The organism is Paenibacillus sp. FSL H8-0260 (assembly GCF_045040625.1).
Taxonomy (GTDB): domain Bacteria; phylum Bacillota; class Bacilli; order Paenibacillales; family Paenibacillaceae; genus Paenibacillus_AQ; species Paenibacillus_AQ odorifer.
Genome location: NZ_CP150298.1, coordinates 6593009 through 6609597 on the forward strand (window position 1 = coordinate 6593009; position 16589 = coordinate 6609597).

Annotated in this window: 13 protein-coding genes; 5 read left to right on the top strand and 8 right to left on the bottom strand. The window is 45.8% G+C overall.

Annotation, left to right across the window (positions count from 1 at the left end):
* Positions 1-21 precede the first annotated feature (21 nt).
* The 5 genes from pgmB to MHI51_RS29320 all read right to left on the bottom strand — a co-directional run bounded on the left by pgmB (position 22) and on the right by MHI51_RS29320 (position 8188).
* Positions 22-3027 carry a beta-phosphoglucomutase gene (gene pgmB / locus MHI51_RS29300; protein WP_405173443.1) on the bottom strand — a complete coding sequence of 1002 codons (3006 nt, stop codon included), beginning with the start codon at positions 3025-3027 and terminating at the stop codon, positions 22-24.
* Positions 3028-3073: 46 nt separating this feature from the next.
* Entirely contained in the window at positions 3074-4165 is a 1092-nt protein-coding gene (locus tag MHI51_RS29305) for a carbohydrate ABC transporter permease (RefSeq protein ID WP_076124061.1), read from the bottom strand.
* Complete coding sequence (locus MHI51_RS29310; RefSeq protein WP_232061475.1) at positions 4165-5283, bottom strand: carbohydrate ABC transporter permease; 1119 nt, start codon at positions 5281-5283, stop codon at positions 4165-4167. Before MHI51_RS29310 ends, MHI51_RS29305 begins: the two co-directional genes overlap by 1 nt.
* Positions 5284-5426: 143 nt before the next feature.
* Positions 5427-6848 carry a carbohydrate ABC transporter substrate-binding protein gene (locus tag MHI51_RS29315; protein WP_341004104.1) on the bottom strand — a complete coding sequence of 474 codons (1422 nt, stop codon included), beginning with the start codon at positions 6846-6848 and terminating at the stop codon, positions 5427-5429.
* Between the two features lie 335 nt (positions 6849-7183).
* Positions 7184-8188, bottom strand: a complete 1005-nt coding sequence (locus MHI51_RS29320; RefSeq protein ID WP_036682112.1) for a LacI family DNA-binding transcriptional regulator — start codon at positions 8186-8188, stop codon at positions 7184-7186.
* 258 nt (positions 8189-8446) lie between these two features.
* Between MHI51_RS29320 and MHI51_RS29325 the strand changes: the two genes are divergently transcribed.
* The 4 genes from MHI51_RS29325 to pepT all read left to right on the top strand — a co-directional run bounded on the left by MHI51_RS29325 (position 8447) and on the right by pepT (position 13032).
* The gene (locus tag MHI51_RS29325; RefSeq protein WP_081387420.1) at positions 8447-9460 is read left to right on the top strand and encodes an LLM class flavin-dependent oxidoreductase; all 1014 of its coding nucleotides are present in this window, start codon (positions 8447-8449) and stop codon (positions 9458-9460) included.
* A gap of 477 nt (positions 9461-9937) precedes the next feature.
* Positions 9938-11014, top strand: coding sequence for a hypothetical protein (locus MHI51_RS29330; protein WP_076276265.1), 1077 nt, complete (start codon positions 9938-9940; stop codon positions 11012-11014).
* A gap of 36 nt (positions 11015-11050) precedes the next feature.
* Entirely contained in the window at positions 11051-11704 is a 654-nt protein-coding gene (locus tag MHI51_RS29335; RefSeq protein ID WP_342410273.1) for a sortase, read from the top strand.
* A 95-nt stretch (positions 11705-11799) separates the two neighbouring features.
* The gene (gene pepT, locus MHI51_RS29340; protein WP_076220750.1) at positions 11800-13032 is read left to right on the top strand and encodes a peptidase T; all 1233 of its coding nucleotides are present in this window, start codon (positions 11800-11802) and stop codon (positions 13030-13032) included.
* A 95-nt stretch (positions 13033-13127) separates the two neighbouring features.
* On the opposite strand, the gene MHI51_RS29345 is transcribed toward pepT, so the two are convergent.
* The 3 genes from MHI51_RS29345 to hxlA form a co-directional block, all read right to left on the bottom strand.
* Positions 13128-13505, bottom strand: a complete 378-nt coding sequence (locus MHI51_RS29345; RefSeq protein WP_036682121.1) for a helix-turn-helix domain-containing protein — start codon at positions 13503-13505, stop codon at positions 13128-13130.
* Positions 13506-13589: 84 nt separating this feature from the next.
* Positions 13590-14147, bottom strand: a complete 558-nt coding sequence (hxlB, locus tag MHI51_RS29350) for a 6-phospho-3-hexuloisomerase (protein WP_036682124.1) — start codon at positions 14145-14147, stop codon at positions 13590-13592.
* Between the two features lie 7 nt (positions 14148-14154).
* Positions 14155-14787, bottom strand: a complete 633-nt coding sequence (gene hxlA, locus MHI51_RS29355; protein ID WP_036682127.1) for a 3-hexulose-6-phosphate synthase — start codon at positions 14785-14787, stop codon at positions 14155-14157.
* A 263-nt stretch (positions 14788-15050) separates the two neighbouring features.
* Between hxlA and MHI51_RS29360 the strand changes: the two genes are divergently transcribed.
* Positions 15051-16442, top strand: coding sequence for an MATE family efflux transporter (locus MHI51_RS29360; RefSeq protein WP_076124068.1), 1392 nt, complete (start codon positions 15051-15053; stop codon positions 16440-16442).
* The last annotated feature ends 147 nt before the right edge of the window (positions 16443-16589 follow it).

Consider the following 16589-nt stretch of genomic DNA (forward strand, 5'->3'; position numbering starts at 1 on the left):
GTTTGCTGCTTATCAGGGTAACTACGCAAACAGCTCTAACAATTTCTCAACACTTATCTCTGCGGTGGAAGCCAGACATAGATCCGCGGTCCCGGTTACGAGCGCCACTCCAGCTCCCACTGACCTCATACCAGCAGCATTAATTGCGGCTATTCCTTCCTCGGTATCCTCAATCGCCACACAGCAGTCTGGGGATATGCCCAGCATCTCCGCAACCTGCAAGTGAATCTCTGGATCTGGCTTGCTTCTACGCAAGTTGCCAGGGTCAGCCACCGCCTGAAACCAATGCCCGATCTGCAAGCGTTCGAGAATCAGCAGCGCATTCTCATTCACTGAAGCCAGTCCGATAGCAATCCCTCTTTGCTGCAAATCGGACAACACGCTGTGGATACCCGGATACAGCTCAGCAGGCGTCATTTGCTGAACCAGCTGTCTATACTTCTCGTTCTTTTTGTTGCAGAGCATTCCCTTTACCGGTTGCGGCAAATTCAGTCCACTACTCTCCAGAATGACTTCTAAAGATTCCATTCGACTTAGGCCCTTAAGACTCTTATGCTTCTCTCGATCAAAAGAAAGCGCAAGTTCATCCGCCAGATCCTTCCAAGCCTCATAATGATACTCTCCAGTGTCAGTAATTATCCCGTCCAGCTCGAAAATAACAGCTTCAAGCTGCTTCACATTCGAAAGCCTCAGCGGCTTCTGCGCAGACAACTGTATAAGGTTTCCCTTATGCATAATCTCAAGCTCTTCGCCCTCCAGCAGCGTATAGATCACTTCTGTATCACTCACAAAAATATCCAATAGCTGTCCAGCGCATGTTATTTTAAACCGATAGCTCTCCCACTGCGCTGGCACACTAGGATTAAATGATAACATCCCGCCGCATAAGCGCATGCCACCAAAACCATTCACAATCGACAGCCAGGAGCCTGCCATAGCAGCAGTGTGCAGTCCATCCTTTACGTTGCGGTTGATATCATCCAAATCCATCCGTACCGTGCGGTCAAAATAGAAATAGGCTCCCGTCAAATCACCAATCTCAGCAGAGATTATACTGTGAATACACGGTGACAATGAAGAATCATGCGTCGTCAGCGGCTCATAATAATTATAATTCCGGATCTTATCCGCCAAGCTGAATTGGTCACCCAGCAGAAACATCGCCATTACCAAGTCCGCCTGTTTCAACACCTGATGCCGGTAAATTACCAGCGGATGGTAGTTGAGCAGCAGCGGATATTTATCGGCTGGTGTATGCTCGAAATCCCATTTTTTCTTGGAGAGAAACGTGTCGTCTTGAGCATAAATGCCAAGTCCCTCATCAAAGGGGATAAACATTTTGTCCGCCGCTTCCAGCCACACTAATGTCTCATGCTCAGTCAGACCGATTTTTTGTTTCAGGCGTTCAAAATGCTCAGGATACTGCTTAGACAATATCCCTGCCATCTCGTGTGCATAATAAAGCTGATCCTGGACCATAAAGTTGGTGTATGCATTATTGTTGACGATAGCTGTATATTCATCAGGACCGGTTACTGCATCAATACAAAAGGCACCGCCCCTAGACGGATTAAAGTACCCCAAGTCCAACCAAAAGCGGGAAGTTTCGAATAAAATTTCTGCTCCCTTCGTAACCAAAAAATCATAATCTCCGGTAGACAGTACATACTGCTTGATGGCATACGCAATATCCGCATTAATATGCATTTGCGCCGTGCCTGCCGGGAAATACGCAGAGTTCTCTGCCCCGTCTATAGTCCGCCAAGGGAACAAGGCTCCCTTCTGCGACATTACCGCTGCACGCTCCCGTGCTTTGTCTAACGTGGCATAACGAAATTCGAGCAGCTTTCGGCTAATCTCCGGCTGTGTGAACGTAAAGAAGGGCAGCATATACATCTCGGTATCCCAGAAATAGTGCCCTTCGTATCCTTCACCCGTTAATCCCTTGGCTCCAATATTCGTAACCCCATCACGGCCTACGGATTGAAGCAGTTGAAAAGCATTAAAGCGAATGCCCTGCTGAAGCGCAAGATCACCATGAATCTCCACATCCGTATGTGCCCAGTATCGATCCAGATAAGCCTGCTGTTCCTGGGCAAGCGCTTCAAACCCGCTATGGTCTGCTAAGTGTAATATTTCAGTACTTCTACTAAGTAGTTCGTCTTCTGGATAATCTTTAGAGGTATGGTAAGAGATATATTTGGTTAGTGAGACGCTTTCCCCACGCTCCACCGGGACGACAAACTGCATGGATAATTTCTGCCCCTCATGCTGCACGGTCCTTTTATCCTCAGATCTTGAATCGAGCTTATGACTTACCCCTGTTAATAAGGCAAACCGGGTATGCCGCGTCCGCTGCTTCATCCATAAGAAGGACTGTCCCGGTTCATGACCGGTATCCTCCAGGAGCAGACTGGGCTCCTTGCCTCCCGAGCCCAATCTGGGATCATCCGTTACCTTAGGTTTTTGGATCTTGCCGTCGATGGATGAAGTGAAGGTAAGCACTCCGCTGAAATTCAGCGCTTTAACCTCATAATCTATCGCCGCCAGATGTTTGTGCTGCAAAGTCACCATCCGCCGGATATGAAGCTGTACCCGGTGACCAGCTGGAGATTCCCAATCTACCTGCCGATGCAGAACCCCGCTTCGCATATCCAGCTTTCGTTCATAATGATGCACTTGCCCACTGTTTAACTGAAAGGTCTGCCCTTCAATACTCAGTTCAATAATCTTGGCATCTGTTACGTTCAGCATCGCTTGATTGCGGGATGGATATCCGTACGCTCCTTCTGGATATACAATGGGCTCCGAATCAAAAAAACCATTCAAATAATTGCCTGTTACAGACGAGCCTGAGCTGCCGTGGTAACCTTCTTCGAAATTACCGCGCATACCAATATATCCATTGCCAAGCGCAAAAATACTCTCGCTTCTTTGATTGTTCTCTTCACTATAAGCTTCCTCATCAAGACTCCACTCCCGGTAAGGATATACCGCCGCCGGATGTACGTATGGTTTCATCTTCATCTCTCTAAGCTCCCCCTGATCACAGTTTCATTCGGGTTCTAAATCATTAACCTTTCACCGACCCACCCATAAGCCCTCTGACGAAATACTTTTGCAGCAGGAAAAAAATAGCGAGCGGCATCAGCATAGAGATAAATGCAGCCGAAGTAAGTAAATGCCAATCGTTGCCTCGTGAGCCTACTAAATCGGCAATTTTCATCGACATGACTTGCACAGACGGTTGATTGCCGATAAAAATCAATGAGACTAAATAGTCATTCCACACCCACAGGAATTGGAAGATCCCGATAGAAGCCAGTGCTGGCACTGATAGAGGCAGAATTAGCCTACTGAATATAGTGAAATGACTTGCCCCATCCATGAAAGCCGATTCGAACAAATCCTTCGGCAATTGACTGATAAAGTTGTACATAAAGTACGTAACCAGCGGTAATCCAAAAGCCGTATGCGCCAGCCAAATTCCCAGATAACTTCCGTTTAGCCCAAGTGCGGTATAATCCTTAAGCACTGGAATAAGCGCAACCTGTATCGGAATGACGAGCATTGCAATAATGATTACAAAAAGGATTCTGCGCCCAGGAAACCGCAGCCAGGCAAAAGCATATGCAGCAAAAGAAGCGATCAGCACCGGAATAACTGTTGCTGGAACAGCAATCGTTAGCGTATTCCAGAAGGCCTGTGACAATCCGGAGCCTTTTTGCACCGTTTCACTACCATCAGCCTGTTTCAGCTTGTATTCCTTACCGGAAAGCACATTATTATAGTTATCCAGCGTGAGATCCGGTGTCATCTTCCAACCTTGTATCTGTTCATTTACGGTACGCGCTCTACGATTCTCCCACATAAGCCGGCTGCCATCTGCCTTCACGCCAGCCTTCAGCTCATCATCTGTATAAGTTTTACCGTTCACCTCAATTGGCTCCCGAAGATCCACATCCTTGGATAGCTGAATCGTCTCTCCAGCCTTCCACTCCTGATGAGGAAAAGCTTTCCACCATCCGGTCTGCAGAATGTCAGCAGCCGGACGGAAGGAGGAAATAAATAGCCCAAGAGTCGGAAGCAGCCAAATAAAACAGATCACACCCAACACGATATTTACAACCGTTTTGCTGCCTTTTCTCTTCTTTTTGCCAGCCATTAGAATCCCCCCTGCTTACGGAACTGACGTAGATTGATTATGATTACAGGCAGCACCGCGATCAGTAGAACAATAGCCAGCGTGGAGCCGTAGCCGAAATTACGGTACATAAAGAATTGCCGGTAGAACTGTGTAGCAACAACCTCTGTATCGTATTGACCTCCTGTCATCACCATGACGACGTCAAATATTTTCAACGTAAAGACGATAATGGTCGTTGTCACTGTCAGAATGGTTGATGAAATATATGGAATCATGATTCCAAAGAAAATCTTCACCTCATTTGCTCCATCCACTCGTGCAGCTTCCAAAATGTCGTCAGGAACCCCTTTGATTGCTGCCGAGAAAATCACCATTGCAAATCCCGTCTGCATCCAGATCAAAATGATAATGAGGAAAAAGTTATTCCATGGCTGAAGCATACTCGTCCAGGCTTGGGGTTCTCCCCCAAAATAAGTAACGATTGCGTTCAACAGCCCGATTTGTTCGTCACCCGGTTGATAGTAATATACGAATTTCCAAATGACTCCTGCCGCTACAAAGGAAATAGCCATCGGCATAAAGATGATCGATTTGGCGATTTTCTCATAGCTGCTGCGATCGGCAAGAATAGCAATTAAGAGCCCGAATGCTACACAAGCAAGCGTGCCAACGAATACCCAAAGTAAATTGTTACGCAATGCCGTTGCCATCAGATGATCGCTAAAGATCGCTGCATAATTGCTCAGACCCACAAATTTTTCTGAAGAAGCATTAAAAAAGCTCAAATATAATGTTCGCAGTGCAGGCAGGACCAGTAACCAGCCCAGAATAATCACTGCCGGACCAATAAAGATATAAGGCAGCACCTTTCGCCGGATATGATCAGGGTACTGCTCAACCGCCCACGTCAGCGTATAGTAAATCAGATAAACACCTAGAACTCCCCAGAGGACAGCCAGAACCGCTGTTAGCAGCGGATTTAATGTGGAATCCCGGAAGAATAAAAAGATTGCGCCGTTAACAACAATATTCGCTAACAACACAACTAGGGACAGCATTACCGCCTTCAGGCTGACGGTTGGCCTAGCTTGTGGTTGTGTTGGCATTTGTGGCTGTGGCTGTGATTGTGCACCCATATTAGCTCCAGCTCCTCCTATAAGTTTTGCGGAGCAAAACTCTTATCATAAGCATCGAACTCACTAGTTAGAAAACAAAAAGAGGGGCAGACAATCCTCTTTTCTTACTGCCCCTCTTTTTACTGTGCGCTTTAAATATTAGGTTAGTTGTTCCAGCCGGACTGGATTTGTTCCAAGGCCTGATCCAGTGTCGCTGTACCGCTCACATAGTCGGTCATCCCTTTCCAGAAGGTGCCTGCACCCACTTTACCTGGCATCAAATCAGAGCCATCAAAACGCAGTGTGGAAGCATCTTGAACCAACTTCGCCATCCGGCGATCGGATTCAGAGGTATACCAATCAAGGGAAGCATCATTCATAGGAGCAATTACGCCGCCAGATTGTACCCAGCTCTTAATCGACTCTCCAGTGGTGAAGAATTCCATGACTGCACGAACCTCTGGACGATCGTTGAACATAGCGTAAATATCACCTGCAACCAGCACTGGTTTACCATATTGCGCATCAATTGGCGGCAAGTAGAACCAATCATAATCCTGATCAACCTTTGCCGTTTCAGGGAAGAAGCTTGTAATAAAGTTACCGAGCATATTAAACCAGGCTTTAGGCGGATCAGTGAACATTGGCGCTGGGGCATCCCCGAAGGATGTTGTCACGATAGACTTAGCACCACCGTAAACATAATCCTTGTTAAGCCAAATTTTAGACATGATTTCAACAGCATTTTTTACTTCTGGTGAAGTAAATGGCAGTTCACCTTTTACCCACTTATCGTAGTTCTCAGGCGTAGTCGTACGAAGCATTATATTTTCGACCCAGTCTGTTGCTGGCCAACCCGTTGCAGCACCACTCTCAATGCCAATAGCCCAGGCAGGATCGCCATCCTTGGCAATTTGCTCAGTGAGTGCCATCAGCTCATCCCAAGTTTCAGGAACCTTGTAACCTGCATCATCAAATTGTTTCTTTGGATACCATACCAAGCTCTTTACATTACTGCGGTTCCAAATCCCCGCCATGATCTTCCCGTCTTTTCCGTCCATCGTAGACATATCGAGCCAGCTCTTATTGTAATTAGCCGTCAATTTGTCTTGATCCAGCACACTGGTCAAATCGATAACCTTGCCCGTCTTAGCAATCGATGCCAGCAATCCCGGCTGCGGGAAGTCAGCGATATCAGGAGCATTTCCGCCGTCCACCCGAATATTTATTGTTGCTTCGAACTCCTTGGAGCCCTCGTATTGAATATCGATCCCTGTCTTCTCTTCAAATTCTTTAATGCTGCTCTCAAATTTCACTTGGTCAGCATCTACGAAGGGTCCAAACATGGTTACTTTAGTCCCTTTATATTCACCTTTCATCGCTAAATCTAACGGGGAACCCGAAGGTTCAGCACTAGGTGCATTTGTCGCTTCCTCGGTGTTATCTGCTGTTGGGCTGACTGTTGCCGCCGGTGGATCTGTAGGCGCCGCATTATTGTTGCCTCCGCCGCATGCGCTCAGCGTCATTGTGAAGGATAAACACAGTACTAAAGCCAACGACTTTTTACGTCCTGAGATCTTCTTCATCTTTTGTACATCCCCTTTAATGGTTATAGAGATAACATCTTATTCAATCATCCGGGCACCCTGGCATGTATTAGCAGCTTGTAGCAGATCACCTCCTTGCAAAGCTTTTCAGAAGACAGGTAAATATCCTAAAATCAAACTCCATCACAAATGTAATTTAATAATAGCGCTTACATTTTTTATATTATCATAATTAGTAACCGTTTCCAATCGGAAAATGAGATGTTTTTCATAAGAATTCATACTATTTTCTATCCTAACATTTAAATTTTAATTAAGACCGATACGTGGCTCTGAAAAGCTTTTCAGAAGAAGGTCACAAAAATAAAGAGCCTTTATTTTTCCCGCGTGGATTCCCGCACAATCAGCTTATGCTCCATCTTTTCATTCAATACCTGGACACCACCTGTTGTGAGCAATTCATGCAGCATCTCCGCCGCACGATACCCTAACTCATAAATCGGCTGTGCAATCGTGGTCAGCTTTGGAATGAACATACTCGACATCCGCAAATTATCAAATCCAATCACAGATACCTGCCCCGGAACTAGAATATTACGATCCTTCAGATAAGAAATCGTCCCCATTGCAAATTCGTCAGCAACACAGAAAACGGCGGTCAGCTCGGGATAATCAGTAAACAACTCATGCGCAGCTTGATAAGCGTGTTCGAACCTGTGATTGGCATATTTGCTCTTCACAATATTCTGCTGTAGTCCAAACTCTGTTAATGCCCTTACAAAACCTTCATAACGAGGCGGGCCGGATACGGAGTTATCATGGTTAAAACCAATCATGCCAATGTCCTTATGCCCTAAATCAATCAGAAACTTTACCGCATCGTAAGCCGCCTGTTCATCATCCACCTCCACAGATGGAATGTCGTACTCATCAGAATGCGAGGATACCAACACAAAAGGAATTCTACAACCGACTAATTTGTCATGTGTCTCAGGATAAAGGACATCACTGGCGAACACGATCCCATCCACCTGCTTCTCATGAAAGTTATCGATGTAAGACAGCATCCGTTCTTTGTCGCGGTCCGTATTGCAGATCATTAAACTGTATCCGAGCTTGATGCATGCATCCTGCATTCCCCGAATAACCCCTGCGAAATACAGGTTCTCAATATCCGGAATCAGCAGGCCCAGTGTAAAAGACTTCTTGTAGATCAGGCCGCGTGCAAACGCATTTGGTTGATATTGCAAACGTTCTACAGCCTCCATCACTCGATTCCGTTTGCTCTCTACGACCGTATTCGGTGCATTCATAACACGCGATACGGTGCTGATCGACACCTCCGCCATTCTGGCAACATCTCTTATGGTTGGCTTCATAACGATAACTTCCTTTTTTTCAGGTAACTTTTCGATGTGATTATAGCAAGCCCGTTAAGAAATAACAAGAGATATTTTAAAGCGCTTACATTTTATTTTAAAGACATACTTATTCCTTATCTAATCATTACAAAGTGCGTATAACTTACTTAAAGTGTGTATATAGTTTTATTACATGGTATACTAGTCGAGTAGCATTATTCGCAGCTACAAATACTGCTCTAGACTATCTGAGCGTTTATTATAGGAGGGATTACATTGAAGCAACAGCGCGATATTCGATTCTCCGTACTGGACTTAGCCTCTATTGTGGAGGGTGGCACAGCGGCAGACTCTTTTCATAACTCTTTAGCTTTAGCTCAACATGCTGAGGCATGGGGCTATCACCGGTATTGGTTTGCTGAGCATCACAACATGATTGGTGTTGCCAGTTCTGCTACCTCACTCTTAATTGGCCACATTGCTGGCGGCACAAAAAGCATACGCGTAGGCTCTGGAGGCATCATGTTGTCCAACCACGCACCACTTGTCATTGCGGAACAATTCGGGACCCTCGAATCCCTATATCCAGGACGGATTGATTTAGGACTGGGCAGAGCCCCAGGATCCGATCAACCGGCTTCCCGTGCGCTACGCCGTGGTCTCGGAAGCGACGGCAGTGACTTCCCCGAGCAGTTAAGTGAGCTCAGAGCCTACTTCGATCCTGCAGGTGCAGGATCACGACCGGCTGGGGTTCGTGCTGTTCCTGGTGAAGGCTTGAATATCCCCATCTGGCTGCTAGGCTCCAGCGGTTTTAGTGCTCAGCTGGCAGGGAAGCTAGGTTTACCTTTTGCTTTCGCCAGCCATTTCGCACCAGAATATTTACTACAAGCTTTACACATCTATCATAGTAATTTCCGTCCTTCAGCAGCACTCGACAAACCTTATGTGATGGTCGGAGTTGGCATTACAGCAGCCGATACCGTGAATGAGGCAAGACGACTGGCTACCTCGCAGCAGCAGCAATTCCTTAATATCATCCGCGGACGTACGGGGAAGTTACAACCACCGGTTGAAAGTATGGAGGGGCTATGGACGATGCAAGAAAAAGCAGCCATGCTTGAGAAACAGCGTTACTCTTTCGCTGGTGATAAAGCAGCAATTAAAGAACGGCTTCAAGAAATCCTGCAAGAGACACAGGCCGATGAATTGATTGTTTCTGGTGGAATTTATGATCCTAACGCTCGTCTACGCTCTTATGAGATTGTAGCCGACGCTATGAAGGAAATCTAATTTATCATCATAATTAAGGCAAGACGATAGGTCTGGTATCGGGGTTTGAGCCCTATTCCAGATGTATGTCTTGCCTTTTTATTTTGCATTCATAATCGTTCTCAATAAAACACAATAAAAACAATGAATTACATAAAAATAAAGAGTTAAATAGAGAAAACTGGTGTAAACCCATTAATGTTATTGATATTTGATCAAATATGATGGATTTCCTTCTAATATCCCATTTTTGTTTAGATATTATTTTGATTATACTTTAGTTATTCGCTATAACGAACGAATTGGCGGTATATCTCTACCCTCTCCTTCCGCTTTCACGGAGATTCCTATATACGCACAAGGAAGTGGTTCTGTGAGATACTACTTATTTCGACAATGTTTGATGAAAAATCCGATTAGAAGAGAAGAATTTGCCGGAAGCCCGCAAATGATGTCTACAAAATTTAATATGGGGTTCAGGAGAAAGGAGCGAGTAAAGTGAAGAAGAAATATCGCTCGGCTTTCATAGCTGCTTATATCCTGACTATTCTAGCAGGAGTCATCTGGCATGCTGGCGGAGTTAGTGCGCAAGATACCATTAAGCTTACGGTGAATTCGCATACGACAAGCACAGCCACCATGAACAATATGCAGCCTGGTGATGAAACGAACTCAGAATACACAATTATTAACGCAGGTAGTGAGGGCTTTAATTACTATGTGGACTTCAAATTCATCTCTGGAGACGCAGAATTATACGATATTCTCCAAATGACACTCGAAAAAGAGGGAGTAATCATCTATTCAGGGGTGATGAGTGAGGCTGCCGGAAGAGTTGCCATCGGTTCACTTGCCGGGGGAGAACAAAGTGTAATCCAAATGGATGTAATTTTCCCGTGGGAAGCAGGGAACGAATATCAAGGGAAAACCACCACTGTAGCCTTTGAGTTCTCCGCTTCTGGAGGACCGGAGCCATCCGCTCAACCTAGTCCTTCACCGACAGCGACGGCCACAGCTCAGCCTACACCGGAGCCATCACCTACAGCGACTGCTACACCTACTGTAGCGCCAACTACGACACCTACTGCCACGGCTACAGCTACACCTGAAGCTTCGCCGACCGCAACAGCTTCACCAACCACGACACCTACAGATCCGCCGACGACTACTGCTTCACCAACTGCGGCACCTACGAATACACCGACGGCTACTTCGCCAACGGTAACAGCAGCTGCCACACCAGGGCAATCAACGACGCCAACACCAACACCATGGCCAACACCTACAGCTTCACCAGTAGTAGATGAAATTAGTGTTACTGAAGCGCCGATCCCACTGGGTGGAGGCGATAATGAGCCGACAGCATCACCAAGTGCTGGCAGCCAAACTACCAGTGCAACACCGCAGCCAAGCAATGAAATCGCCCTGCCTGATGATGAGCTTCCACTGGGAGCACCAGAGGTTGGCAACAAGCTTCCAAATACCGCTGAGCCTTGGTATAACTTGATTCTTGCCAGCTTAGCCATTGCGGTACTCAGCGTGATTATCATGCGCAGATTGAAATCGAAGAAATAACCACATTTTGCAGCATAAGTCTGGAGGTGAGAGAGTATGAAGAAGCGTAATGGTGTCTTGCTAGCCGTGAAGCTAATCTTCATACTCTCTTTAGTTGTGTTGATTTACTCGGTTGTACAAGTGGTCAAAGCACCGCTCGAAGCTAAACAGGCTTTAAATGATTGGGCAAAAAAGAGGGAGGAAGCTGTCGCCCGCCCCCTTTCTGCCGAAGAAATCCCTCTTCCCATGGGAATGATCAGTTCAGCCAAGGAACAGCCGCACCCCGCTCATTCCTATTCAGAAGGTGAAATCATAGGAGAGATTCGTTTCCCCAAATTAAACAAAAAGATCGCAGTGCTAGAAGGCACGGAGAGCCCCGATCTAAAAAAGGGAGCCGGACATTATAAAGGCAGCGCAGCTATCGGTGCCACCGGCAACAGTGTGCTCGCAGGCCACCGCGATACAGTGTTCCGTAATCTGGGAGAACTCGTCGCTGGAGATCTTATCGAGCTGGAAAGTACCGATGGGACTTTTACCTATGAAGTAACAGGCAGCACAATTGTTGACGGGGACGAACGTGGTGCTATAAAGCCAAGTGATAAGGCCATCCTCACATTGATTACCTGTTATCCCTTTTCATATGTGGGATCTGCACCGGACCGTTATTTACTTTCAGCGAAGTTAGTGAAACAAGAAATATTGCCGCATTAAACTTAAATATTACCTCAATCTTCTTCCTCAGGGATGAGACCTTATATGGAAAGTGATACTATATATATACAATAGTAAAGAGGAGATGACCCAAGGTGAAGAAAGAGGTTGTAGAACGGTTTATTTCGTATGCACAAATGGATACCCAATCGAATGAAGATAATGAGACTTGCCCATCCACTCCGGGACAGATGGTTCTGGCCCACAAGCTGGTTGAAGAGCTTAAGGAAATCGGCATGGAGGAAGTCCAGGTGGACGAGCATGGCTATGTTATGGCGACACTCCCTGCGAATACGGACAAGGATGTTCCGACCATTGGTTTTTTAGCCCATTTGGATACAGCGACTGATTTTACCGGAACGAATGTGAAGCCACAGATTATCGAGAACTATGATGGTCAAGATATTCTTTTGAATAAAGAGCTGAATGTTGTATTATCCACAGCGAGCTTTCCGGAGCTGGCGGAATACAAAGGCCACACCTTAATTACAACCGACGGCACGACCCTGCTTGGCGCAGATAATAAAGCCGGTATTGCTGAGATTATGACCGCCATGCATTACCTCATTCAACATCCAGAAATCAAACACGGCAAGATTAGAGTTGCCTTCACACCAGACGAAGAAATCGGCCGCGGGCCTCATAAATTTGACGTAGCCGCTTTTAATGCTTCCTATGCTTACACTGTAGACGGAGGTCCACTCGGAGAATTAGAGTATGAAAGCTTTAATGCTGCGTCTGCCAAAATCTCAGTCTACGGCGTTAATGTTCACCCTGGGACTGCAAAAGGAAAGATGATTCATTCCGCCAAAATCGCCATGGCACTTCATCTCAGACTCCCTGCTGAGGAAGCGCCCGAATATACAGACGGTTATGAAGGCTTTTATCACCTAAGCTCTATAGAAGGCACACCTGAATTCAGCAAGCTGCAATATATCATCCGCGACTTCGACCGTGAGAAATTCGAGGCACGTAAAGCATATCTCTCAGCTGTCGTAGAAGAATTCAAAAACATCCATGGTGAAGAGAACATCGTGCTTGAAATGAAGGACCAATATTACAATATGCGTGAAAAAATCGAGCCAGTGCGTCATATCGTCGATATTGCCCATGAGGCGATGGAGAACCTTAACATCACACCGATCATCCGCCCGATTCGCGGAGGTACAGATGGCTCGCAGCTTTCCTACATGGGCTTGCCGACACCTAATATTTTCACCGGAGGCGAGAATTTCCATGGCAAATTCGAATATGCGTCTGCGGACAATATGGTAAAAGCGGTAAATGTTATCGTGGAGATTGCTAAGCTATTCGAACAGAAAGCCTAAAGTATTATCCGCATCACTCCTTTAAAACACCAAAAAATCCCTGTAGAGGCCGATCCAGACCTCTCAGGGATTATTAATGTTCATAGGCTATTCGATTAGCATCTTTCTTCCGGCGGCGTGTCCTTCCAGATCACGTTTTCTCCGTAATTTTTACCCCAATCATACATCAATCGAAGGACGGGAAGCAGACTTTGGCCATATGATGTCAGGGAATACTCTACTTTTGGCGGAACCTCAGCGTACACTTTTCTTAGAACCAGCTGGTCCTCTTCGAGCTCGCGAAGCTGATTGGTCAACATTTTTTGCGTGATATGAGGAATTAGCTTCTTCAGCTCGCTGAATCGCTTTGTCCCTTCAAGCCCTAGATGCCAGAGGATAATCAGCTTCCATTTCCCTCCGATCACCGCAAGCGTCAATTCCTTCTCACAGTTAATTTCCTTCAAGTTTATGCGATCTTTAATCTCGGTTGCCATACCTAAAGCGCCTCCTCTCTCCTGTTATCATACTAACACAAAAACGAATAACCTCCTTATAAGAAGGCATTCGTTTCTGTACGTTCACTCTAAATTAGCATGCTTGCCGAACATTTGCTGATTCGTCTGCCCCGTCTTCTCCATCATTCGCAGAATAATAGCATCATAAAAGACCAACATCGTCTGTTCGAATAAAGAAGCCATCGGCTGGATCGTGCTGTAGCTTCCACTGGCCGGATCTTTTGGAGATCCCGGCAGCTTCACTGTATAGCCCGCTAAACGTCCAACCGTCGAATCCGGCGCAATGGTAACGGCAACAACTTCTGCACCCACCCCTTTGGCTTTCTCAGCCATAGAGATCAACCCTTTCGTCTCACCAGAACCGGAACCGAGGACTAACACATCCCCCTGTTCAATCCCCGGAGTCACCGTTTCGCCTACAACATAAGCCTCTTTACCAACATGCATTAACCGCATAGCAAAGGCCCGTCCCATCAGTCCAGATCTGCCCGCTCCAGCCACGAAGATCTTATTGGACTGAAGCAGCAGCTCAGCCATTCGCTCAGTCTCTTCTTCATCAAGCTGAGATATGGAGCGCTGGAGCTCCTCTATAATTTGCTGCGCATATTTCATTGTATCCATTGTAATCTTAAGCCTGACTAACTAGACGTTTCATTTCTGCTGCGGCAGCCTTTTGATCCGCTTCACCTGTGATGCCTCCGCCAACGATGACAAGATCAGGGTTCGCGGCGATCACTTCTGGAAGTGTGCTTAGCTTGATCCCTCCAGCGATAGCTGTTTTGGCCTGCTTAACCACACTCTTAATCGCATTTAAATCTGCAAAAGAATTTTTACCTTCCGCTTGATGGTCATATCCAGAGTGTACACAGATATAGTCTACGCCAAGTGCGTCTACTTCAGCCGCTCTTGTTTGGATATCCTTCACATTAATCAGATCAACTAGAATCTCTTTATTGGTTTTCTTCGCTTCCTCCACTGCACCTCTAATGGTAGAATCATCAGAAACACCAAGTACAGTAACGATATCCGCGCCCGCTTCCACGGCCTTCATCACTTCATATCCACCTGCGTCCATGATTTTCAAATCTGCCAACACAGTCAAAGCTGGAAAAGCCTCTTTGATTGCCTTCACTGCATGTAACCCTTCATTTATAACGATAGGTGTTCCAATTTCAACGATATCTATAAATTCGGCAACTTTTGAGACAACCTCTTTCGCTCCCGCAATGTCCACTAAATCCAACGCTAATTGTAATTTCATATTTATTTGCACTCCTTATTAATATATTTTAGTAAGTCATGTACAAATTGTAGTTCCTTACATCCCTTTAGGGAAGTAGGCACTTTATTGTGATGTAGTTACCTGGAGGATACTAATGTGCGGTTAAAGGGCTCTTTTCGACTTAAATTAAAAACGTTTTGTCATTTTTCTGTAAAAATACTGCATTTCCATGAAAGCTGTGCTAATATTACAGTTTGTTTATGAAATTTTAGGAAGTACATCATAATATAAGAAGGTGCACAATGAAGCAAAATAATCACCAGGAATTCAACCTGGTCAAACTGACCTGGCCGATTTTCCTCGAGCTATTCCTCTTTATGCTCATGGGCAGTGTGGATACTTTTATGATCAGTTCAGTGTCCGACGATGCCGTGTCTGGTGTCGGCGCAGCGAATCAGATCATTGCGATAGCAATTTTAGTCCTCAGTGTAATTGGTAATGGCGCAGCTATTGTGGTCTCCCAATATCTCGGTTCCAAAAAACCTCTGGAAGCCGCTCAAGTGACCGGCAATGCTATTACCCTAAACCTGTTAGTCGGCATTCTCCTAAGTACGTTTTTGCTGATATTCGGAGGGTCGCTACTGACTGCGCTGAATGTAAAAGGGGATATCCTCATTTACGCCAAAGCCTATATGAATATTGTTGGGGGCGGTATTTTTCTGCAAGCATTAATTAATGCTCTGGCGACTACTATCCGTACTCACGGTTTCACCAAACAGACGATGGTCGTATCCTTGCTGATGAATATCATTCACGTAGTGGGCAACTACCTGCTCATTTATGGTCATTTCGGACTTCCGGCGTTAGGTGTGGAGGGTGCGGCTATCTCAACAGTGATGAGTCGCTTTATCTGCCTGATCCTATTCTTCCTGCTGCTCTACAGAGTGATGGAGGTACGGGTGAAAGTAACCTATTACATTCATCTTTCTAAAAAATACGTGCTGCAAATTCTCAAAATCGGCATCCCGTCCGCTTTTGAATCCATCACTTATCAGTCGTGCCAGCTTGTATTCACACTGTATATTACTTATTTAGGCGCTGAAGCTATGGCTACCCGCCAGTACGCGCTTAATATTTCCAATTATATTTATTTATTCAGTGTAGCTGTCTCTATGGGAACTTCCATCGTTGTAGGACATCTCGTGGGAGCTAGACGACCTGATGAAGCCTATAAGCGTGTGTTCACCAGTGTAAAGTGGGCGTTGCTGGTTACCGTAATAATAGATGCTGTGGTGATTTTCTTCCGGGTACCGCTATTCGGGCTTTTCACAGACAATGAGAACATCATTAGGATGGGGGCGCAGGTCATATTGCTTAGCTTCTTCCTGGAAACCGGGCGCACAACCAATCTGGTTATCATTAACTCTTTACGTGCCTCGGGCGATGCCAAATTCCCTGTATATATGGGACTGATCTCCATGGTCTGCATGAGCTTACCTCTTGGTTATTTCCTGGTGTTCCAACTTGATCTCGGGTTAGCCGGCGTGTGGATTGCTACTGCGGTCGATGAGTGGGTGAGAGCCGTCATTATGTATTTCCGCTGGAAGAGCCGAGCTTGGGAGAAACATGGACTTATCGAACACGAAGCTCCAGAACACTGTACACCTTCCGCTACTCCTGCAGCTGTAAATTAATATGTATATACAGAGGGTTCTTTAAGGTCATATCAGATCTTAAGGAACCTTCTATTTATTTACGCCAACATTACATAAAATTTGAGAATGAAGGAACCATTCTACGTTACAATAGATAGAACATAATTCACAAAGCTAAAGGAGAGA

Coding starts and splice junctions, on each gene's coding strand:
- hxlA (WP_036682127.1), bottom strand. CDS start 14,787: ATGAAATTACAATTAGCGTTGGATTTAGTGGACATTGCGGGAGCGAAA.
- MHI51_RS29320 (WP_036682112.1), bottom strand. CDS start 8,188: ATGAAGCCAACCATAAGAGATGTTGCCAGAATGGCGGAGGTGTCGATC.
- pgmB (WP_405173443.1), bottom strand. CDS start 3,027: ATGAAGATGAAACCATACGTACATCCGGCGGCGGTATATCCTTACCGG.
- MHI51_RS29335 (WP_342410273.1), top strand. CDS start 11,051: ATGAAGAAGCGTAATGGTGTCTTGCTAGCCGTGAAGCTAATCTTCATA.
- MHI51_RS29345 (WP_036682121.1), bottom strand. CDS start 13,505: ATGGCAACCGAGATTAAAGATCGCATAAACTTGAAGGAAATTAACTGT.
- hxlB (WP_036682124.1), bottom strand. CDS start 14,147: ATGGATACAATGAAATATGCGCAGCAAATTATAGAGGAGCTCCAGCGC.
- MHI51_RS29315 (WP_341004104.1), bottom strand. CDS start 6,848: ATGAAGAAGATCTCAGGACGTAAAAAGTCGTTGGCTTTAGTACTGTGT.
- MHI51_RS29360 (WP_076124068.1), top strand. CDS start 15,051: ATGAAGCAAAATAATCACCAGGAATTCAACCTGGTCAAACTGACCTGG.
- MHI51_RS29305 (WP_076124061.1), bottom strand. CDS start 4,165: ATGGCTGGCAAAAAGAAGAGAAAAGGCAGCAAAACGGTTGTAAATATC.
- MHI51_RS29310 (WP_232061475.1), bottom strand. CDS start 5,283: ATGGGTGCACAATCACAGCCACAGCCACAAATGCCAACACAACCACAA.